This window comes from Arthrobacter alpinus (genome assembly GCF_001445575.1).
Classification (GTDB): Bacteria; Actinomycetota; Actinomycetes; order Actinomycetales; family Micrococcaceae; genus Specibacter; species Specibacter alpinus_C.
In genome coordinates this window covers 3,933,595-3,954,737 of the sequence record NZ_CP013200.1, presented here as the reverse complement: position 1 = coordinate 3,954,737, position 21,143 = coordinate 3,933,595, and the positions used below count along the sequence as shown (strand labels likewise).

Here is a 21,143-nt window from a genome sequence, read left to right as displayed (position 1 = left end):
CCATGAATGCCTCGAGCCCCGCCTCAATTGTTAGCGCTAACCTGGCTTCTGCACTGACCGCCAACTTGGCCGCGCACCCCTACGAGGGCGTTATGGACCTGAAAAACCCGGGTCCTGGCACTGGCGGGATTCGCCCACGAGCCCATGTGGAAAGTGGCTTGCCCACTCTCTCGCTCAACGGCGACTGGCGCTTTCACTACGCACCAACGCTGGCTGCGGCCCCTGTGGGGATCGAATCCGAGGCTTTCGACGACGCGGCTTGGGACACCCTGCCCGTCCCTTCGAGCTGGAACTTCCATGGCTACGGTGCTCCCGCCTATACCAACGTGCAGTTCCCCTTCCCGTTGGATCCGCCATTCATGCCGGATGCGAATCCTGTAGGAGATCATCGGCTCAGCTTTGATGCGGCGGATCAATTCCTGAATGGCGCTATTTTGCGCTTTGATGGGATCGATAACGCTGGAACCATCTGGCTTAACGGAGTGCTGCTGGGCACCACCCGCGGATCGAAGCTGGTGCAGGAGTTTGATGTCAGTGAGGTTCTGCGGGCCGGTAAAAATCTGCTGGTAGTGAGGGTTTCACAATTTAGCGCCTCCAGTTACTTAGAGGACCAGGACGCGTGGTGGCTGCCGGGCATCTTCCGCGACGTGACCTTGCTGGCCCAGCCAGCCGAGGCCGTGCGGGATGTTTTTGTGCACGCGGGCTTCATCAACGGTAGTGCGGGCACTGGTACCGGCACCTTGCGCGTGGAACTTGATCCACCGCTGCCGGGAACCGTAGTGGAGATTGCCCAGCTGGGCCTCTGCGAAACTCTTTCATTTTCTGATGTCTCGGCAGAGTCCACTGCAGAAAACTCAGGCACCGTGGGCGCCGCCAGCTCCGCCGGAACGTCGCAGACACTCAACGTGGGAGCTGTGGAGCCTTGGAGCGCCGAATCGCCCACCCTGTACCAGCTGCGGATCACCACGCCCGTGCAAACCCTGAGCCTGAACGTGGGCTTTAGGAGCATCACAGTTGAGGACGCGCAGATCAAACTCAACGGTGAGCCACTGCTCTTTAGGGGCGTCAACCGGCATGAACACAACCCGGATCTGGGCCGCGCCGTTCCGCAGCAGCAGGTGCTGCGTGAGCTGCACCTGATGAAACAGCACAACATCAACGCCATCCGCACCTCCCACTACGCCCCGCATCCCTTCCTGCTGCACGCCGCAGACCAGCTGGGCTTCTACATCATTGACGAGTGCGACTATGAAACGCACGGCTTTGAACATGGTGATTGGGCTGGCAATCCCAGCGCTGAACCGCAGTACCGGGACGCCCTGCTGGACCGTATGCAGCGTCTGGTGGAGCGGGACAAGAACCACCCCTCGATCATCCTGTGGTCGTTGGGTAATGAGGCAGGCAAGGGAGCCAACCTTGAGGCCATGGCTCAGTGGACCAAGCAGCGCGACCCCGAGCGGTTGGTCCACTATGAGGGTGACTGGGCAAGCCCCTACGTGGACGTGTATTCACGCATGTACATCACACCGGCGGAAGTGGAGCTGATCGGCCGCCAGCAAGAGACGCCGTTGGCGGATCCTGGCCAGGACAGGCACCGGCGCAACTTGCCGTTCATCCTGTGCGAATATGTGCACGCCATGGGCAATGGCCCCGGTGGCCTGCAGGAATACCAGGACTTGTTCGATAAGTACCCGCGGCTCCAGGGCGGCTTCGTGTGGGAGTGGATTGAACACGGCATCCGCCAGCACACCCTCGACGGTGAGGCGTACTTTGCCTACGGAGGCGACTTTGGCGAAAAGGTCCACGACGGAAACTTTGTCATTGACGGGTTGGTCTCCGCGGATTTGGAGCCGCGCCCGGGCCTATTGGACTTCAAGAAAGTGGTGGAACCGCTAAGCCTGATCATCGATCGGCGCTGGCAGATGCTGAGCGTTCGCAACAAGTTTGACTTCCTCGACACCTCTCATCTTTCGTTCATTTGGAAGGTTGAGGGGCCTGATGGTTGCGCAGCACAAGGCACGCTCGAGGTGCCGGTGACGGCGGCGGGCGAGGAGTCCGTCGTCGTGCTTCCGGCGGAGCTGAGCGCCCTATTGGGGGATCAGCGGGTGGTTTCGATCAGTGCGGTGCTCGCCACCGACGAGTTGTGGGCGCCGTCCGGGCATCAGATCGCTTGGGGCCAGCAGGGGCAGGTGGCCGCGCCGCTTCCTGAGGTGATTGGTGATGGGCAAGCCGAGGTACGGGGGCGGAAGGTGCACTTTGGCCCGGCCGTTTTTAGCCTCGACACGGGGGAGCTGAGCGCGTTCAAGGGCGTGCCCATCAATGGCCCGCGGCTGACCGTGTGGCGCTCGCCGACCGACAATGACAACGGCAAGAATTGGGCGCTGCCGGGGGCGCCGCGTGATGCGGACGCGTGGATTGCTGGCGGCCTGCCGCTGCTGGAGGGTCGTTTGCAATCGATGGAGCACGACGGCGGGAAGCTGAGCGTGCTCGTGCGTTACGGTACGCCGATTCTCCGGCACCATGTTGATGTTGAGTATGTGTGGAGCACCGATGGGCACAGCCTTGAGCTTGCGGCCAAAGTTGAGCCGGGGCCGGGATGGGGCGTGAGTTGGCCGCGCGTCGGCTTTGATTTTGAGTTGCCGGGCGAGTTTTCACAGGCGTCGTGGACCGGATTCGGGCCGGGGCAACGGTACCCCGACACGGGTATGGCTGCGCAGTTGGGCTGGTTCAGTGCCTCAATTGAGGAACTCCAAGTACCGTACGTGCGGCCGCAGGAGAACGGGGCCCGGGCGGGAGTCTCACACTTGCAGCTGGCGGCGCTGGACGCCGGGCAGAGCATCACTTTCCAGAGTGAAACGATGTGGTTCACGCTGCGCCCGTGGTCCCAAACTGTGCTCACGGAGGCCAAGCACACGCCGGATTTGGTGGCCGATGGCATGAGTTATCTGACGCTGGATGCTGCGATGCATGGGATTGGTACGGCGTCATGTGGGCCCGGCGTGCTGCCGGCTTACCACTTGGCACCGGGACCGGTGAGTTTCACTGTGGTGCTGTCCTGAACGGGTTCTAGGCAGCTCTTACCCAGCGTCGCTACAGTGTCCGGGGGTATGCTGAAAAAACTTTCTAAGGGGTGTTTTATGAAACGAACAGTAGTCATCACCGGTGCCAGCGACGGGATCGGGGCGGCAGCGGCAAGAATGTTGGCGTATCCGGGGGACACTTTAGTTCTGGTGGGACGCTCGCCGGAGAAGACCCGTGCCGTCGCGGAAGAACTCGACGCCGACTATTTTCTCTGCGATTTCAGTGAGCTGGAACAGGTACGCGCACTTGCGGCCGCTCTCTCCCAGAAATATCCGCGCATTGATGTCTTGGCGAACAACGCAGGCGGCATCATGGCAGACCGGGAAGAAACCGTGGACGGGCATGAGAAGACGTTTCAGGTGAACCACCTGGCCCCGTTCCTGCTCACCACCTTGCTCATTGACAATTTGGTGGCTAGCCGGGCCACCGTTATCAATACCTCAAGTTCGGCGCACAAGCTGATGGCGAAATTCGACATTGACGATCTGGACGCTCGCAAGCACTACAGTCCCAGCACGGCCTATGGCAACGCCAAACTCGCGAACATCTTGTTCACCAAGGAGTTGCAGCGCCGCTACGGGGACCACGGCATTAACGCAGCTGCCTTCCATCCGGGCGTGGTGGGCACCAATTTTGCCGCCGAATCAACTCCCCTGATGAAGCTTGGCTACGGACCCATTGCCAAGCGCCTGCTGCTCTCTCCGGAACAAGGTGCAGACACGTTGCTGTGGCTAGCCACCACAGTCCCCGGAGTTGTTTGGACACCGGGGGAGTACTACGCCAAGCGCAAAATAGCCAAGACGAGCCGGCAGGCGCAGGATCCCGCGCTGGCCGTGCAATTGTGGGAGCACAGCGACGCCATGGTGACGGCGGTCTAGACGCTCACGCCTGGAGGTGACCTCCGGTGTACACGCCCTCGGCCAGCTGCTGGGCAATCCAGGGGCTGAAGGCGAAGGGTGTGGCCGTTACTGCTTCTTCAACGTCCACTACGTCGGCCCAAGCCCAGTCACAGACTTCGGCGGGGTTGGGCGCGATGGTGGCATCGCCGTCGTACACGGCAGTGAAGACGGGGCAGATCTCGTTCTCCACAATGCCGGAGGCGTCCACGGCGCGGTAGCGGAAATCCGGAAGTGCCGGCTGGATGTCGGTGACTACGATGTTCAATTCGACGGCGGCGCGGCGGATGATGGCGTCTTGGAAGGACTCCCCGGGTGCCGGGTGGCCACAGAAGGAATTGGTCCACACTCCCGGCCAGGTCAGCTTGGATAGTGCCCGGCGGGTCAGCAAGGTGCGGCCCTGAGCGTCCAGAAGGTGGCAGGAAAAGGCAAGGTGGAGGGGCGTCGTCTCGGTATGAACCAGCGCCTTATCTGCGGTGCCGATCTCTGCTCCGCTCTCATCTAGCAACCTGACCAGCTCAATCTCAATGTCGTGACCCACGGTGGGACCAGCTCCTTCTACTCGCAGCATTCTTAGCAGGGTCGATGCGATTTCCCTAGGCAAATAGCACCAAAGACCAGTGTATCCGGGGTCGCCGCCGGCAGGTTTTTGTGCCGGGAAGCAGCCAGCACGAGCTAGTGCCATTGACATTCATTTTGGCAATCGGTTGCCAGTGGCGCTTCCCTCAGGATACGGTGGGAAAGTACGTGGATCTCTGATGTTTGTGTGGCTGATCATCTTCTCAATGAGCGGCAAGCAATATTAGAAGGCATGCAATTGCCATTGGTCTCAGTTGAAAGTCCTCCATTACTGTTGCACAGTCGAGGATAAGGAGATCGGCTGACTTCACGGATACTTTCTACGATTTTTAGACCAGTTTCTTGGAGAACACCTTGACCTTGCAATACCCTGGCCAGCTCATCGCAACCCACCTTTTTGCCGCAGGCCATGGGTGCGGCCCATCGGGCCAGGCATCGCAGCTGCGTCGCAAGCTATTCCAGGCTGGTTTTTAGGATGGCCGTGACGCTCAAGGCAAAAACCTTCGCGCAGTCCAAAGCGCCGGCAAGGGCACTGATTACCGGTGTTCCTTTGGCCGTTGCCGCGGGGCTGACATTACCTCTGCAGGCTCGGATCAACGGTGAGTTGGGACATCGGCTGCAAGACCCACTCTTGGCAGGACTATTCAGCTTCGCGGGAGCTGCGCTGGTCATGGCCCTTGCTACCCTGGTGATTCCCAGCGGCCGGACCGCGTTTATCAAACTCATCTCAAATACTCGACAACGGAAAATCCCCTGGTACTTCCATGCGGCCGGCTTGATCGGGGCATACTTTATCTTTGCGCAGACTAGTTTTGTAACAGGGGTAGGGATCGCCATCTACACGGTGGCGGTGGTGACCGGACAGACGGTCAGCGGGCTGGCCGTAGACCGAATGGGGTTGGGTCCGGGCGGTAAACGAGCCATCACCGCGCTGCGAGTGCTCGGTGTCGTTCTTACTGTGAGTGCGGTGTTCTGGGCTGTGTCGCCTCGCATCTCCGGAGCCCCGGACCCTGTGGCCCTGCTGATCCCGCTTGCTTTGGTCATCCTGGCCGGGGTCCTGATGACGTTTCAGCACGCGGTGAACGGCAGAATCGCCGCCGAAGTCCAGTCACCCATCCCCGGGACATTGATCAACTATGTGGTCGGAGGCGTGGCGCTGGCATTGATCTGGACTGTCAAATTAGCTCTCACAGGTGGGCTGCCGACCTTGCCAACTGACCCATGGCTGTATCTAGGGGGCGTGCTGGGCTGCATCAATTTGGTCCTCAGCGCCCTGCTGATCCGGCGCATTGGTGTGCTGCTGACGGGATTGAGCATGATTGCCGGACAGCTGATTGGTGCCCTCCTGATGGACTGGCTTCTTCCCGTTGCTGGCAGTGCCATCTATCCGCAGACCATCTTCGGTATCCTGCTCACACTTGTGGCAATCGTCGTGGCCGCACTGCCCGGATCTCCATTGTCGAAAATGTGGCGGCGCAACAACACGGTCCAGCAATCGCGGGAACCGTAAGCGGGGAGGCTCAAAGCCGGGTTCAGGGCTTGACCACGTCGTGTGGGACCACTGCATGGAGCTCTACGCCACCGGCCTGCAGCTTCCAGTAGTGCAGCCGCAGCGCCCCAGCAGTCCCCTTCTCCACGTACAGGCGCCAGCACACGTCATCGCCACGCAGGGTGGGCTGCGCCTGAGCGCCCTCATTGAGCCGCAACATGTGCGGTTCCCGCTTGCGCAACGGACCCTGCCAATCGGCCACCAGATCCACCACGGCCCGCAATGTCTTGGTGCGCTGCTGCTCGGTGAGCGTGCCCCACGAGTCCAAAAACAGTGGGCTGACACTGAATTTCCCTAGCGGATACAGGGACTTTTCGGCAGCCGGAACCACCCGTGCCCAGACTTGCTGCAGCTCAAAGGTGAATTGTTGCTCTGGATCTAAGAACAGCGCGTCCAGCGCGTTTTCGGTCCGTGACGCGGCCGATCGGCGCTGTTGGCGCAGTTGCACCAGCGTCGACTTTGCCTTGGCCAGCTCCGTCTTGAGCGCCTCCACTTGATGGGTGGCCATGTTGTGTTCGCGCGCCAGATCGGCAGCCGCCCTCCGCCCATCTTCCAGCTGGTCCTGCAGCGCCCGCGCCACCTTGTCAGTGGCACCCTGCCGTTTCGCCGCAGCCATTAACTCGTCAATGGTGTGGCGGGCCGATTCCAACTGCATCTGCGTAGTTTGCAGCGCTGTCCGCCGCGCAGCAGGGGTGAGAAGGGATTCTGACTGTGCAGGTTCGACGCCGGAGCGTGCGGATTCCTCGCCGTCGTCCGGGTTTGCGGGGGCTGGGGAGGAAACGGGGGAGCGATTGGCGAAGATGGAGGCATACGGCCTCTCCAGGTCTAGCCAGGGTGGGCCGCCGCGAAGGAGCGGCGGCGTCGGGACTGCCGGTTCGTCGTCGTCCACGTCCAGCATGGACAACACCACGGCGCCGTTGTGGTAAAGCACCCGTACCCGGACCACCTCGCCTTCGGTCAGGAGGTCTTCGGCGGAGTCCAAGTCATTGGAAGAGATATGTTCCACACCAATGGGGAAGTCGCTGCCGGGCCACAGCTGGACCGTGGCATGGCGGGGGCAGACGGCTTTAACTCGGGCCAACGCCACATCGCCGTGACTGTAGACGGTGACGGGGGACGGGCGGGGGAGCAGGAGCGTTCCGATGTTTAGAACGTGGGTGGCCGGATCCAGTGTCCCGGAAAGTAACTGGGCCTTGGCCACCAGCCAGTCCAGCGGGATCCCCGGCAGCAGGTCCTCGCTGCGAATCAGTGCCTGCTCGCCGCTGGGAACCAGCTCAACCATGGCCCTGTCCTCGGCCGGGAAGCCCTTGACTACTGCCTCAGAAATCACGCTGATGGGGGCGGTGGCGGGCCGGGGCGGCTCGAAATGTTGGGCAGCGAGGACCTCGTTCTCAAGTTTTTGGTACAGCTGCGGCAACTGGGAGAGGTGGTGCGGCACGTGCGCCCCCGGTACCCGTTCCAGCCAGCGCTCGCCATGCGGATAGACCCGGGCACCCGTGCCGAAAATGTGTAGCTGCGCAGGCAATCGGTCTTGCAGATGGCGGGTTTCAATCCCGTTGCTCACCTGGATGATGCGGGCTTCATCTCCCAGTCGGGCCGCCAGCGCCTCCGCATCAATATGAAAGTCCGCATCTGCCATGCGGGAGATGACAAGCACCGTGAAGTTGCGCAGTGGATCCAGCAGCTCACGGGCTAGGGCATCGCCACCCATGTGCACAACGGCGGGGGTGATCTGCTCGCTCGGAACGGGCGGCGCTGCCTGCGAGAGCCGATTCCTGTTCTTCTGTGCAGGCATCATGGCTCCTTTGCCATCGGAAAAACCGGATCGTGTTAGTGCCCCACCCTACATCCCAGCAGTGAATGGGACTTGTCATAGTCGTTTGAGTTACGCCAACACGGTAACAACCACAAATGGCCCGAAGTAGCCGGTTAAAAAAGGAAGCTGTGTGGCTCCGGGGCGATTGCGGAACCACACAGCTGATCGTGCTTCAAGAAGCTATTTAAGCGTGTTCTTGGCCCGGCGCTTGTTGAAGACGTCAAAGGCTACGGCGGCAAGAAGGACCAGTCCCTTAATGAGCTGTTGGAATTCTGTACCCACCCCCATAATCGACATGCCGTTGTTCAAGATACCGATGATCAAACCGCCGATAATGGCGCCGATCACGGTTCCCACACCACCGGTCACTGCCGTGCCACCAATGAAGACGGCGGCGATGGCGTCAAGTTCAAAGCCTTCACCCGCTTTCGGGTTGGCGAGGTTGAGCTGCGCGGTGAACACCAGGCCAGCCAAAGCTGCCAGCACACCCATATTAATGAACAGAGTGAAGGTGACGCGCTTGGTGTTCACGCCTGAGAGCTCGGCCGCATGGGCGTTGCCGCCCACTGCGTAAATATGCCGGCCCCAGATGGAATTTGCCATGACGGCCGAATAGCCCACCATGAGAACGCCCATGACCAGCAGCACAATCGGTGTTCCCCGGTAGCTAGCCAACAGGTAGGCGATGAGCAAAATGAGGGCAGAGGTGAAGACCAACTTGGCGATGAACCAAGCAGTCGGTTCGTCAGCGAGGTTGTACTTCTTCAGATTCGAGCGCTGCTTGATGCCAGCGATGACGAACGCCGCTGCAGCAAGCACACCCAGAACTGCCGTCAGCGGTTCAAGGAACGATGTTCCGCCGCCGAGGTCGGGGAGGAAGCCACTGCCCAGGGACCGGAACTCATCAGGGAAGGGGGAAATCTGCTGGTTCTGTAGAGCAATCTGCGCCAAACCACGGAAGGTCAGCATGCCTGCCAGTGTGACGATGAACGATGGAATGCCGAAGTAGGCAATCCAGAAGCCCTGCCAAGCGCCAACTACGGCACCGAGGACCAAGCATGCAATGATCGCCAGCCACCACGGCATGTGCCACTGGGTAATCATGACTCCGGCCATGGCACCAACAAACGCCACCACTGAGCCAACGGACAGATCAATGTGTCCGGCAATAATGACCATGACCATGCCCACAGCCAGAATGAGGATATAGCTGTTTTGAACGATCAAGTTGGAGACGTTGATCGGTGCCAGCGTGATGCCGTTGGTTGTGATCTGGAAAAAGACGATGATCACAATCAAGGCGATGAAGAGCCCCACTTGCCGGAGCTGGCCGGTCAGGTACTGAAAGGCGGAATTAATGGCAGTCATCAGATGTCCTGCTCCTTTGCTTGGGTCATGAAACGCATGAGATATTCTGCAGTTGCTTTGGCTTTGGGTACATCAGCCGTAATCCGGCCCTCGGCCAGGGTGTAAATCCTGTCGCAGATACCTAATAGTTCGGGCAGCTCAGAGGAGATGACGAGGATGCCTTTACCCTCGTCGGCCAACTGATTGATGATGTTGTAAATCTCGTACTTGGCACCCACGTCAATGCCGCGGGTAGGCTCGTCCAAGATCAAGACATCAGGGTTGGCGAACATCCATTTGGAAAGGACAACTTTTTGCTGATTTCCGCCAGAGAGCTTACCGGTGATGGAACCTACACCCGGTGCCTTGATGTTCATGCTCTTGCGGAATCCCTCGGCAACCACGTGTTCTTTGTGGCGGTCTACCCAGCCCCACCGCGATAGCTTGGACAGTGCAGCGCCTGAAACGTTCCTCCGGATGTTGTCCAAGAGGTTCAGGCCGTAATGCTTACGGTCCTCAGTCGCGTAGGCGATGCCGTGCTTGATGGCTGCCGCGACAGTCTTGGTTTCAATGGCAACGCCTCTTTTGTACACGGTGCCACTGATGTTTGTTCCGTAAGTCCGCCCGAAAACGCTCATGGCAAGCTCGGTTCGGCCAGCACCCATGAGTCCGGCGATGCCAACAATCTCTCCAGCATGGATCTTAAGGTTTGCTGCCTTGACCACCTGGCGGCTTTGATCCACCGGGTGGTGAACGGTCCAGTCTTCGATGCGCAGGAGTTCTTCGTCAATGGTTGGGGTGTGATCTGGGTAGCGACTGTTCAGATCTCGACCCACCATGCCCTTGATGATGCGTTCCTCGGAGATATCGTCGGCATGCATGTCCAAAGTTTCAATGGTCTGACCATCGCGAATGATGGTCACCTTGTCGGCAACAGCCTTGATTTCATTGAGTTTGTGACTGATCATGATCGATGTAATGCCCTGGCCTTGCAGGTGTTTGATCAGGTTCAGCAGGTTTTCTGAGTCACTGTCATTAAGGGCAGCCGTGGGCTCGTCAAGAATGAGCAGCTTAACTTTTTTGGAAAGGGCCTTGGCGATTTCCACTAGTTGTTGCTTGCCAACACCTAGATCAGAGACTTTGGTGGTGGGGTGATCGTTCAGACCTACCCTGGCCAGTAGCTTTGAAGCTTCAAGATTGGTTTTGTTCCAGTCGACAAAACCCTTTTTGGCGAGCTCATTGCCCAAGAAAATATTCTCGGCGATGGAGAGGAACGGGCTCAGTGCCAGTTCCTGGTGAATGATGACAATGCCGGCAGCTTCAGAGGACTTGATGTCTTTGAACTGGCAGAGGTTGTCCTCAAACCAGATTTCACCGTCGAAGGTACCTGCCGGGTAGACACCGGAGAGTACTTTCATAAGCGTCGATTTACCGGCACCGTTTTCGCCACAGATGGCGTGTACTTGTCCGCGTGTGACCTCGAGCGAAACATCTTGGAGGGCCTTGACCCCTGGAAATGTCTTGGTGATGGCACGCATGTCAAGGATCGTTGATGTCACGATGGACCTTCATTTCGCGTTCGTGATGGGAATTGCATTCCTTCCTGTTGCGGCGGTGTGAGCCGCCGCAACAGGAAGTTCGCACTACTTAAGGTCGTCGGCGGTGTAGTAACCGCTCTCGACGAGTTCCTTCTCGTAGTTGGCCTTCGTGACCACAACAGGCTGGAGCAAGAAGGTCGGAACAACCTTGACCTTGTTGTTGTAGCTGGTGGTGTCGTTGACCTCGGGAGTCTTGCCCTTGAGGAGGTCATCTGCCATGGCCACGGCCTGGTCGCCCAGCTTGCGGGTGTCCTTGTAGATCGTGGAGTACTGCTGGCCGGCAATGATGGACTTCACCGATGCTGCCTCTGCATCCTGGCCGGTGATAACCGGAAGGGCACTGGCGGCATAGCCAGAGGATTCAAGAGCGGAGATGATTCCGATGGAAATTCCATCGTAGGGGGAGAGGATGCCGTCAACTTTGGCTCCACCGGAGGAGTAGCTGCTGGCGATCAGGTTCTGCATACGCTTCTGAGCGGTTGCCGGATCCCAACGAAGCGTTGCGATCTGGGTGAAACCGGTCTGGCCGCTCTTGACGACCAGTGTGCCGTTATCGATGTACTTCTTCAGCGTTTTCATGGCGCCGTCGTAGAAGAAGGTTGCGTTGTTGTCATCCGGGCTTCCGGCGAACAGCTCCACATTGAACGGACCGGTCTTGCCGGTTTCCTTGCCGGCTTCGTCCAGGATGCCCAAACCGGTCAGCAGTGACGTGGCTTGGTCGACGCCGACCTTCTCGTTATCAAAGGTGGTGTAGTAGTCAACGTTGGCGTTGCCGTTGATGAGGCGGTCATAGGCAATGACTTTAATGCCGGCCTTGGCGGCGTCATCTAGCTGATCGCTCAATGCTGTTCCGTCGATGGAGGCAATGATCAGGACTTTGGCGCCCTTGGTGATCATGTTGCTGACCTGCTGGACCTGCTGCGGGATCTTGTCATCGGCGTACTCGAGTGTGGTCTTGTACCCCAGCTTCTCCAGCGACTGCTGAATGGCAGTGCCATCCTTGATCCAGCGTTCGGAGGTTTTGGTCGGCATCGCAATGCCAATCAGTGCACCGCTATTGTCGCCTGATCCGGCTGCATCGGTTGATTCGCCGCCGCGGGTTCCGCAACCTGCGGTTCCCAAAGCGAGGCCAAGCGCCAAGGCGCCAACGATCAATCTCTTAAATTTCATGGTGAGTTCCTTTTGAGTCCAGTGAGCGTCGTTGCCACGAGAGAGTAGGTACTGCGAGTTGTTGGCGATTAGCCTCAACAACGAAATCTGCGCCATCAATATTTGTTAGCGCTAACATTCGTAGATAGTGTAACCCGGCACACATCTAGCATGTCAAGTGCGGGTTTGGTCGAGATGGGCTTGTGAGCTGAGTGGTGTTTCTGATGCGTTCAAAATGTGAACGCTCACCCCTCCTTAAACGCAGCAGCCCGGCACACCAGATCATCGCGAGGAATCAATCTGGTGTGCCGGGCTCAGCGGCAGTGACGGAGGGGCAACCTTAGGCGCCGGAATGAACCCCGTAGTGCTCGCGGATCACGGGGCGGTAATCAGCTGTGGGTTCTGCATCGAGGTCCAGTTCCCATGCTGGACGGGCGCCTGAAAGCGCCCAGGCAGCCTGCACGGCCGCACCGCGGGCAACGTATTCCCCGGGGGCCGGTACCGTCACCGGCACGCCAAACACCTGCGCGGCCACTGCCTGCACGGCAGGGTTTTGCGCAGCTCCGCCAATTAATAGCAACCGTTCGGCGCTGACGCCCGTGGCGGCGACAGCGTCCAAGCCGTCGGCCAAACCACAGAGCATGCCCTCAATGGCGGCCCTGGCCGTGTTGGCGCGGGTAGTTGAGGCAATGCTCAGGCCATGGAAGCTTGCCGTGGCCGTTGGCAGATTAGGAGTGCGCTCGCCCTCGAAATAAGGAACCAGCACCACGCCGCCGCTGCCAGGTTCTGCCGTCAGAGCCAGTTCGGCAAACTCGTCAAAGGAGACAGCCAACAAATCTGCAACCGAGCTCAGGATGCGTGCGGCATTCAGGGTCACCGCGATCGGCAAATACGCGCCGGCCGCATCGGCAAAGCCCGCCACCGTCCCGGAAGGGTCGTTGACGGCGGCAGGGGCTGCGGCAAACACTGTGCCGCTGGTACCCAAGGAAATGACAATATCTCCGGCGGTGATGCCAAGGCCCAACGCACCGGCAGCGTTGTCACCGGCACCTGCGCCAACAATAATCTCGCTGCCATCGGCGTAGTCTGCGTGGACTTGGCCCATGACGCACGACGGCGCTGCAACCTTGGGCAGCACAATCAGACTTCCAGCCGGCTCACCCGAGCCGGCTTCGCGTGCCAGGCGCCCAAAAGCAGCCTCGAATAGTTCCAGATCGTAAGCCTCACGTGCCGGAGACCAATAGCCGGTGCCGCTGGCATCGGAACGGTCGGTGACAAGTTGTTCCAGATCAGGGCCCAGCGGGCTTTCATCAACAGGTCCGTAACCTCGGATCCGCCATGACAGCCAATCGTGGGGGAGGGCAACGGCCGCAACGCGTGCGGCGTTCTCGGGTTCGTTGTCACGTACCCAGCGGACCTTGGTGCTGGTCAGCGAGGCCACGGGGACCGAACCGGAACGCTCCACCAACGCCGCAGCGCCGAATTCAGCCACAAGGGCATCGGCGGAGGCGGCGGATCGGGTGTCGTTCCAGAGGAGGGCATCGCGAACTACACGCCCTTCGCTGTCCAGCAGGACCATGCCATGCTGTTGCCCCGCGATGGCGAGGGAAGAAACATCAGCCAGCCCTCCGGCGTCGTGCAGTGCTTCTAGCAAAGCGGTCCACCAGTAGGAGGGGCTGATTTCCGTGCCGTCCGGGTGGGATGCCCGGCCGGTGCGGATGGTGGCGCCGGTGCCGGAATCGAGAATGACAACCTTGCAACTTTGGGTCGAAGAATCGATCCCGGCAACTAGCGCCATGGGATTACCGCGCGCCCAGCAAGTGCTCGATGAAGAGCTGCTGCAGCTTGACGAAGCCGAAGCCCTTGCCGCCGAAGTAGGATTCCGTGTCGAAGTCCTCGTAGGAGGCCTTGTCGGCACGAAGTGCTTCCCAGCCCTCGCCCGGGTTCAGGGTGGGCTGGTTGATCTCTTCCACGCGGGAGGCCAGCAGTGCGGCCTGAACCTCGGGATCGGCGCGGAAAGCTGTGGCGCGTTCCTTCAACAACAGGTAGGTCTGCATGTTGGCAGCTGCAGAATCCCACACACCAGTCATGTCCTCGGTGCGTGAGGGCTTGTAATCGAAGTGGCGCGGGCCGGTGTAGGACGGGCCGCCGTTGGGGCCGCCGTTTTCCAACAGATCAACCAGGGAGAAAGCGTTCTGGAGATCGCCGTGACCAAAGACAAGGTCCTGATCGAACTTGATGGAGCGCTGGCCGTTGAGGTCAATGTGGAACAGCTTGCCCTGGTAGAGCGCCTGGGCGATGCCGTGGGTGAAGTTCAGGCCTGCCATCTGCTCGTGGCCGGTTTCCGGGTTAATGCCGACCATTTCGGGGCGTTCCAGCGTTTCAATGAACGCCATCGCGTGACCAAGGGTGGGCAGGAGGATATCGCCGCGAGGTTCGTTCGGCTTGGGCTCAATCGCGAAACGGATGTTGTAGCCCTTGTCGGTGACGTAATCGCCCAAGAGGTTCACGGCCTCGCGGTAACGCTCAAGTGCGCCGCGGATATCCTTGGCGGAATCGTACTCGCTGCCTTCGCGACCGCCCCACATGACGAAAGTTTCGGCGCCAAGCTCGGCAGCCAGGTCGATGTTCTCGATGACCTTGCGCAGTGCAAAGCGACGCACGCCGCGATCGTTGGAGGTGAAGCCGCCGTCCTTGAAGACGGGGTGGCTAAAGAGGTTGGTGGTCACCATCGGCACAATCATGCCGGTGGAATCCAGCGCACCCTTGAGGCGGTCGATCTCGTGCTGACGCTCGGTGGCCGTGGCGTCGAACGGGAACAGATCGTTGTCGTGGAAGGTCAGGCCGTAGGCGCCGAGGTCGCTGAGGCGGTTGACGGCTTCAACGGTGTCTAGCTTGGGGCGGGTTGCGGAACCGAACTGGTCCTGTGCTTCCCATCCAACGGTCCAGAGGCCGAATGAAAATTTGTCTTCGCGTGTTGGCTGCAGTGCCATGATGTTCCTCCGGGTGATGTGCGTCTCAAAAGATAAGTTCTGAGTACAAACATATTGGACATTTTGACGCACGTCAAGCGTCGGCGGTGAGAACTTTTTTGAACGATGGGGCGTGCAGGTGCTTTTGTAATGTGGTCATACTGCGCCGAAGACATATTAAGTTGCTAATGTAATCAAATGTGGTTGGTTTGGCCTCTCCGTGCACGACGCCGGAACGTGGCTCAGGTGCTGACCCGCGGAAATCAGCGGCGAAGGCGGATAACGGCAGGGGCTAGGACGGTGCGGAGCACAGTACGCTTACTGGCAGTGAAAGAGGTGAATTGAGTGGCATCCATGGATCAAGCACGCCCGGCTCAACGGGGCAACAATCTCGATGACGTGAGGCGTAATAACCTAGCCATTGTGCTGGGCCTGGCCCATGTCCGGGGCAGGGTTTCCCGTGCCGAAGTCACCAAGGTGACCGGGCTGAACCGCTCCACGGTAGGCGGCCTCGTGGCCGAGCTGGTGGAGCTGGGTCTGGTAGTTGAGCAGGAGCCGGACGCTGCGAGCCATGCCGGGCGGCCCAGTGCCATCATTGTTCCGCGCCCCGACATTGTTGCCATTGCCGTCAATCCTGAAGTTGATGCTGTCACCATTGGTCTGGTGTCCCTCTCTGGCGAGGTGCTCAAAAGAATCAGGTACGACACCGCACACGTCCCCACTCCCCAAGAAGTGGTCAACATTGTCACAGCTGTAGTTGCCGGGATGCGTGGTGAGCTGGACAGGTCATTTAGGACTGTTGGTGTTGGGGTTGCAGTCCCGGGCCTGGTCAGAGCTGACGATGGTGAGGTGGTTGTTGCTCCGCATCTTGACTGGCACAATGTGCCCTTCTCGGCAATGCTCAGCGATGCCTTGGGCTTGCCCGTTGTCTCGGCGAACGATGCTTCTGCCGGAATTACCGCAGAAAGCACCTTCGGTTCCGGCCGTGAGGCGAATGATCATATCTACCTCAACGGAGGAGCCAGCGGCATTGGCGGTGGCATCGTCATCAACGGATCCTTGTACCCCGGTGTCAGCGGGTTCGCGGGAGAGTTTGGTCATTCGCTGGTGAACTCCGGCGGGGTTCTGTGCCACTGTGGCGCTTATGGTTGCCTAGACACGGAAGTTCGGCAATCCGCACTGCTGGCAGCCGTTGCCTTGGACGCCGCAGATAGTGAGCAGCTGGAGAGTGTTCTCACCGCCCAGTTCGCCAGAGCGGAAGGCCCTGACGCTGCTGTGCTGGAACTGGTAAACCGTCAGATCGGCTTCCTCGCGGAATCGTTGCGGGGCACCGTGAATATCTTCAACCCCGAGCTTGTCATTCTGGGTGGTTTCCTTGGCACGCTCTATGCAGTAGCCCCGGAACTGTTGGAATCCGGCGTGCGTGACAGGGCCTTGATGGGCCCACGCGAAGATGTCAGGTTTGCCAGGGCAGAGCTCGGCTTGGACCTGCTCATGATTGGGGCCGCACAGTTGGCGTTTGCCCCCATGCTTGCCGATCCGGCCAGCATCGACAAAGCGTTGGGCAAAGCCAGCTGAGCCAGGGTGCCGAGCCCTCCCGTAACTGGGCCCCATACCGTGAGGCTGGCTCGAGATCAGTGTCTTGGGCCAGCTCATTGTCATGCCCATCTAGAGACGCCACTTTAGTTGAAATACCGACTCCGCCCGCGTGGATTAGTTGTCCCCGTCATCCCGTGAACCCGCTCTCAGTCCGGGCATGTCATGCGTGTAACGCTTCGGTTACAGTTCGATAACTGCGCCGAGTCCACTTTTGCGATGATTCGCGGATTCTGGCGGAATTGCTGTAAAGCACAACGTTACTGATGAGTAGTCCTTTTGGACAGGACCCCCATTTACTGCACCAAACGGACTGTAAGCTGCTGTAGATTGGCCTGAACGAGTGTGAGGGGGATAACATTTCCGCTCCCTCAAAGACCAAGAAAACCTCGTCGAGGTCCGGCCGTCACCCATGGCCGCCACTGCGAGCTAGCTCAAAAGGATGACTTAATGCCACTGCACTCACCCACGCAGCGGAGGTCGCATCTTGTTGCCATCGCTGCATTGCGGAGGCTGATTCCATGATCGGCTTCATCGCAAAACGGTTTATCAATTACGCGATCCTGTCGGCGATCGCCACATTGAGTGCCTACGTTTTAGCCAGCCTGATTTTGAACCCGGCCAGCAGATACCTTGGCCGTAATCCCCGCCCCTCGGATGAGACCATCAAGGCCATCCTGGACGGCCTGGGCGTCAACCCCAACACCCCTGTCATTGAGCGGCTCTGGGCCTGGATCGTGAATTTGGTGACCCACGGCTCCCTAGGCGATACCATCCACAACACCAGCGTGATCTCCGAGATGACGGCACGCGCCGGCACCAGCCTGCGACTCCTGATACTCGGTACCATCATCGCCGCACTGATCGGCGTCTTCCTGGGCGTCTGGGGTGCTGTTCGGCAGTACAAGCTCAGCGATCAAGTCATCTCCTATGGCTCCTTCACCATCTTGGCCATGCCGTCCTTTGTGATCGGCATCTTGCTGATGATCGCGGCAACCTCGCTCAACAACGTTCTGGGCATCCAGTTGATCAACTTCACCGGCGAATACACTGCTGGGCTGGAAGGCAGTTGGTGGGTCCACACTTGGGACCGCGCAGCCCACCTGCTTTTGCCCACCATTTCCTTAGCCCTCATGGGCGCCGCTGGATACTCCAGATATCAGCGCAGCGCCATGCTTGATGTGCTCTCGGCGGATTACATCCGTACGGCCCGCTCCAAGGGCCGCACCCGGGGCTCGGCCCTTGTCCGCCATGGAGTCCGGGTGGCCTTGATCCCCATGTCCACGTACTTTGCCTACTCCTTCGCCACCGTCCTGGCCGGTGCCGCCGTCACCGAGCTGGTCTTCAGCTGGCACGGCATGGGCGAGATGCTGGTGCAATCCATCCAACAAAGCGACATTAACGCTTTCACCGGAGCCATTTTGTTCAATGCCATCTTGATTCTGATTGCCGGAACCCTCGCCGATGTTGTCTATGCCGCCCTTGACCCGAGAGTGAGGGTGTAGCCATGTCCATGCTTGAAGAAGTTTCCGTTCCTGATGTAACCGCTGCTAATCCTGACGTTGTTAGATCCAAGAAGCCGGTATCCCGTTTCAAATTAGTCATCTCCAGGCTGCGGAGCACACCGCGGTTCTGGGTAGGCATTGTGGGCCTTGGCGTCATCATCCTGTGGGCCATTTTTGGCTTAGCTCCCAATGCCTGGAATTACACGGACCTTGATGTCTACAACATGGGTTCCAGCCCATCGGCCCTCCACTGGTTTGGTACCAGCGATATTGGTGAGGACATCTACGCACAAACCATTGTTGGCCTGCGCAAGTCACTCATCATTGGTCTTTTGGTGGGCCCGTTGGCCGCCATCATTGCCGGGATCGTGGGCGCAGTGGCAGGATACCTGGGCGGTTGGTGGGACCGGGTACTTGTCTGGCTCATCGATCTGCTGCTGGTTCTGCCGAGCCTGTTCCTGTTCATCCTGATTGGTAGTGCATTCAAGGGCTTGTCATGGGTTGCCTTGATATTCCTTCTAGCTGGCTTCGGCTGGATGATCATGGCCCGCGTGATCCGCGCACAAACCAAATCCTTGCGCGAACGCGATTTCATCAAGGCAGCCCGGTTTATGGGTGTAGATACGTGGACCATCATTCGCCGCCACGTCTTGCCGAACGTATCCTCATTGCTCATCATCGATGCGACGCTGGGTATTGGCGGTGCCATCTTGAGCGAAACCACCCTGAGCTTCTTCGGCTTTGGTATCCAAGCCCCAGATGTCTCCTTGGGGACGCTGCTCTCCGCAGGCCAAGGCGCGGCCGTAACCCGACCCTGGCTCTTCGTCTTCCCCGCGGCCATCCTCGTATTTACGGTGCTCTCGGCCAGCCTTGTTGGCGATGCCTTGCGCGACGCCGTGGACCCTACCTCCGGAGTCAACCGTGACTGACATTCTTACTTCTGCAACAACCACACCGCTCAAGCCCTCCAACCATCTCTTGGAAGTGCGCGATCTCCATGTCACCTTCCCTCAACCTGGCGGGGCAGTCACCGCCGTTCGCGGCGTCAACTACCACGTGGACAAGGGTGAGTTCCTTGGCATTGTGGGGGAGAGCGGATCCGGTAAATCTGTTTCCTCGCTAGCAGTGATGGGTCTGCTGCCCTCATCGGCCAAGATTTCCGGAGACATCCTCTTCGAAGGAAAATCCCTGCTGGGCCGCAGTGATAAAGAGCTGTCCAAGCTGCGCGGGCAGGGAATCTCTATCATCTTCCAGGACCCGCTGTCCGCACTGACACCGGTGTACACCATCGGCACACAGATCGCTGAAGCACTCCAACTCCATGACAGCAAACTCTCCAAGCTTGCCGCCAACACCCGCGCCGTGGAACTGCTCAAAATTGTGGGCATACCCAACCCCGAGCGCCGCGCGCAGGCCTTCCCACATGAGTTCTCCGGCGGCATGCGTCAGCGCGCCATGATTGCCATTGCCATCGCTAACAACCCTCGCCTGATCATCGCCGATGAACCCACCACGGCGTTGGACGTCACCATTCAAGCGCAGATCCTTGAGGTGCTCCAAAAGGCGAAAGATCTGACCGGCGCTGCAGTGGTGCTGATTACCCATGATCTTGGTGTGGTGGCAGGCAACGCAGACAGGCTCGCCGTCATGTATGCCGGCAGAATTGTGGAAACCGGCACGGTGGATCAAGTGTTCCGGGCTCCGTCTATGCCATACACCATTGGGCTGTTGCGTTCCATGCCGAACCTTGCCACGGCCGGCCATACCCGCCTGGTCCCGTTGGAAGGGCGCCCGCCACAATTGAGCAACCTGGCGCCAGGCTGTCCTTTTGCTCCCCGGTGCCCTGCTGTCATTGATGCGTGCCGCACTACGGAGCCACCGCTGACCATGATCGACAATGAACCGTTGAATGCCTCCGCCTGCCTGCGGGTAGCCGAGATTGCCAGTGGCGAACTGAGCAGGAGCACCTTGTATCCTGTGCCGGAGCCCGTGGCCGCCGCCCAACGCGCCGAGGTTCCTCCGGAAAACGTCATGGTCGTTTCCGAACTCCAAAGGCACTTCCCACTATCCAAGGGCTCAATCTTCAAACACACCATTGGTACCGTGCGTGCTGTGGACGGAGTGAGCTTCCAGATCCAGGCCGGCAAGACGCTGGGCCTGGTGGGTGAATCGGGGTGTGGCAAATCCACCACCATCATGGAGATTTTGGAATTGGCCAAACCCCAAGCTGGCCAGGTGGTGATTAATGGCCGTGATGTGGCGAGCCTTTCGGCTAAAGAACGCCGGGCGCTGCGTAAAGACATTCAAGTGGTTTTCCAGGACCCCATGGCGTCCTTGGATCCGCGGCTTCCGGTCCAAGACATTGTGGGTGAGCCACTTTCTGTTCATGGAATTTCTGCCAAGGAGCGCCTGAAAAAGGTGGCCGATGTTCTTGAGGTCGTGGGCCTTGATCCGTCCATGGCATCGCGCTATCCTCATGAGTTCTCCGGAGGTCAGCGTCAGCGTATCGGCATTGCCCGTGCGCTGGTGACGGATCCCAAGATCGTGGTGCTGGATGAGCCGGTGTCTGCGCTGGATGTTTCCATTCAAGCCGGCGTCATCAACCTGCTCCAAGATCTTCAGGAAAAGCTGGGGCTGTCCTATTTGTTTGTGGCCCATGACTTGGCCGTGGTGCGGCAAATTGCCGACGACGTGGCCGTCATGTATCTGGGGCGGATTGTGGAAAGCGGTCCCACAGAGAACATTTTTGATAACCCTCAACATCCCTACACGCGGGCGCTCCTATCCGCCGTGCCCGTCCCTGACCCAGCCATAGAGCGTAGCCGCACCAGAATCATTCTGGATGGTGATCTACCCAGCCCCACCGAGGACATCACTGGCTGCAACTTCCGCACCCGCTGCCCCCTGTACCGGCTCATGGACGAGGCCGGACAACAGAAATGCCGCACCATCGATCCTCAAAATCGCTCAGTCAATGGCAGCGACGTAGCCTGCCATCACGCCGAACACATAGACCTCATGACTCCTGCTTAAGCAGAGGCTAACGGCCTACTAA

At 59.3% G+C, this 21,143-nt stretch carries 14 protein-coding genes; 7 read left to right on the top strand and 7 right to left on the bottom strand.

Annotation, left to right across the window (positions count from 1 at the left end; translation table 11 throughout):
- The first annotated feature begins 2 nt into the window (after positions 1-2).
- Complete coding sequence (locus AS189_RS17535) at positions 3-3,059, top strand: glycoside hydrolase family 2 TIM barrel-domain containing protein (protein WP_062291840.1); 3,057 nt, start codon at positions 3-5, stop codon at positions 3,057-3,059.
- A gap of 78 nt (positions 3,060-3,137) precedes the next feature.
- Positions 3,138-3,959 carry an SDR family oxidoreductase gene (locus tag AS189_RS17530; protein ID WP_062291838.1) on the top strand — a complete coding sequence of 274 codons (822 nt, stop codon included), beginning with the start codon at positions 3,138-3,140 and terminating at the stop codon, positions 3,957-3,959.
- Between the two features lie 4 nt (positions 3,960-3,963).
- On the opposite strand, the gene idi is transcribed toward AS189_RS17530, so the two are convergent.
- Positions 3,964-4,548 carry an isopentenyl-diphosphate Delta-isomerase gene (idi, locus tag AS189_RS17525; RefSeq protein WP_062291834.1) on the bottom strand — a complete coding sequence of 195 codons (585 nt, stop codon included), beginning with the start codon at positions 4,546-4,548 and terminating at the stop codon, positions 3,964-3,966.
- A gap of 489 nt (positions 4,549-5,037) precedes the next feature.
- On the opposite strand from idi, the gene AS189_RS17520 reads away from it, so the two are divergent.
- The gene (locus AS189_RS17520) at positions 5,038-6,066 is read left to right on the top strand and encodes a DMT family transporter (RefSeq protein ID WP_237759915.1); all 1,029 of its coding nucleotides are present in this window, start codon (positions 5,038-5,040) and stop codon (positions 6,064-6,066) included.
- A 22-nt stretch (positions 6,067-6,088) separates the two neighbouring features.
- On the opposite strand, the gene AS189_RS17515 is transcribed toward AS189_RS17520, so the two are convergent.
- The 6 genes from AS189_RS17515 to xylA all read right to left on the bottom strand — a co-directional run bounded on the left by AS189_RS17515 (position 6,089) and on the right by xylA (position 15,008).
- On the bottom strand, positions 6,089-7,903 hold the full coding sequence (locus AS189_RS17515; RefSeq protein ID WP_062291830.1) for a PspA/IM30 family protein: 1,815 nt from the start codon (positions 7,901-7,903) through the stop codon (positions 6,089-6,091).
- 198 nt (positions 7,904-8,101) lie between these two features.
- Positions 8,102-9,289, bottom strand: coding sequence for a multiple monosaccharide ABC transporter permease (gene mmsB, locus AS189_RS17510; RefSeq protein WP_062291827.1), 1,188 nt, complete (start codon positions 9,287-9,289; stop codon positions 8,102-8,104).
- Positions 9,289-10,806: a multiple monosaccharide ABC transporter ATP-binding protein gene (gene mmsA / locus AS189_RS17505; RefSeq protein WP_424581610.1), complete on the bottom strand. Its 1,518-nt coding sequence runs from the start codon at positions 10,804-10,806 to the stop codon at positions 9,289-9,291. The genes mmsB and mmsA overlap by 1 nt, the downstream gene beginning before the upstream one ends.
- Positions 10,807-10,911: 105 nt before the next feature.
- Positions 10,912-12,036, bottom strand: a complete 1,125-nt coding sequence (chvE, locus tag AS189_RS17500; RefSeq protein ID WP_129587333.1) for a multiple monosaccharide ABC transporter substrate-binding protein — start codon at positions 12,034-12,036, stop codon at positions 10,912-10,914.
- Positions 12,037-12,355: 319 nt separating this feature from the next.
- Entirely contained in the window at positions 12,356-13,813 is a 1,458-nt protein-coding gene (gene xylB, locus AS189_RS17495; RefSeq protein WP_062291819.1) for a xylulokinase, read from the bottom strand.
- A gap of 4 nt (positions 13,814-13,817) precedes the next feature.
- Positions 13,818-15,008, bottom strand: coding sequence for a xylose isomerase (gene xylA, locus AS189_RS17490; protein WP_062291816.1), 1,191 nt, complete (start codon positions 15,006-15,008; stop codon positions 13,818-13,820).
- A 333-nt stretch (positions 15,009-15,341) separates the two neighbouring features.
- On the opposite strand from xylA, the gene AS189_RS17485 reads away from it, so the two are divergent.
- The 4 genes from AS189_RS17485 (at position 15,342) to AS189_RS17470 (ending at position 21,121) form a co-directional block, all read left to right on the top strand.
- The gene (locus tag AS189_RS17485; protein ID WP_062291813.1) at positions 15,342-16,565 is read left to right on the top strand and encodes an ROK family transcriptional regulator; all 1,224 of its coding nucleotides are present in this window, start codon (positions 15,342-15,344) and stop codon (positions 16,563-16,565) included.
- Between the two features lie 539 nt (positions 16,566-17,104).
- The gene (locus tag AS189_RS17480; RefSeq protein WP_062291810.1) at positions 17,105-18,088 is read left to right on the top strand and encodes an ABC transporter permease; all 984 of its coding nucleotides are present in this window, start codon (positions 17,105-17,107) and stop codon (positions 18,086-18,088) included.
- A gap of 2 nt (positions 18,089-18,090) precedes the next feature.
- The gene (locus tag AS189_RS17475) at positions 18,091-19,017 is read left to right on the top strand and encodes an ABC transporter permease (RefSeq protein WP_062291807.1); all 927 of its coding nucleotides are present in this window, start codon (positions 18,091-18,093) and stop codon (positions 19,015-19,017) included.
- Complete coding sequence (locus AS189_RS17470; RefSeq protein ID WP_062291804.1) at positions 19,010-21,121, top strand: ABC transporter ATP-binding protein; 2,112 nt, start codon at positions 19,010-19,012, stop codon at positions 21,119-21,121. The genes AS189_RS17475 and AS189_RS17470 overlap by 8 nt, the downstream gene beginning before the upstream one ends.
- The last annotated feature ends 22 nt before the right edge of the window (positions 21,122-21,143 follow it).

Coding starts and splice junctions, on each gene's coding strand:
- idi (WP_062291834.1), bottom strand. CDS start 4,548: ATGCTGCGAGTAGAAGGAGCTGGTCCCACCGTGGGTCACGACATTGAG.
- AS189_RS17480 (WP_062291810.1), top strand. CDS start 17,105: ATGATCGGCTTCATCGCAAAACGGTTTATCAATTACGCGATCCTGTCG.
- mmsA (WP_424581610.1), bottom strand. CDS start 10,806: ATGCGTGCCATCACCAAGACATTTCCAGGGGTCAAGGCCCTCCAAGAT.
- mmsB (WP_062291827.1), bottom strand. CDS start 9,289: ATGACTGCCATTAATTCCGCCTTTCAGTACCTGACCGGCCAGCTCCGG.
- xylB (WP_062291819.1), bottom strand. CDS start 13,813: ATGGCGCTAGTTGCCGGGATCGATTCTTCGACCCAAAGTTGCAAGGTT.
- AS189_RS17535 (WP_062291840.1), top strand. CDS start 3: ATGAATGCCTCGAGCCCCGCCTCAATTGTTAGCGCTAACCTGGCTTCT.
- AS189_RS17515 (WP_062291830.1), bottom strand. CDS start 7,903: ATGATGCCTGCACAGAAGAACAGGAATCGGCTCTCGCAGGCAGCGCCG.
- chvE (WP_129587333.1), bottom strand. CDS start 12,036: ATGAAATTTAAGAGATTGATCGTTGGCGCCTTGGCGCTTGGCCTCGCT.
- AS189_RS17530 (WP_062291838.1), top strand. CDS start 3,138: ATGAAACGAACAGTAGTCATCACCGGTGCCAGCGACGGGATCGGGGCG.
- AS189_RS17475 (WP_062291807.1), top strand. CDS start 18,091: ATGTCCATGCTTGAAGAAGTTTCCGTTCCTGATGTAACCGCTGCTAAT.
- xylA (WP_062291816.1), bottom strand. CDS start 15,008: ATGGCACTGCAGCCAACACGCGAAGACAAATTTTCATTCGGCCTCTGG.
- AS189_RS17485 (WP_062291813.1), top strand. CDS start 15,342: ATGGATCAAGCACGCCCGGCTCAACGGGGCAACAATCTCGATGACGTG.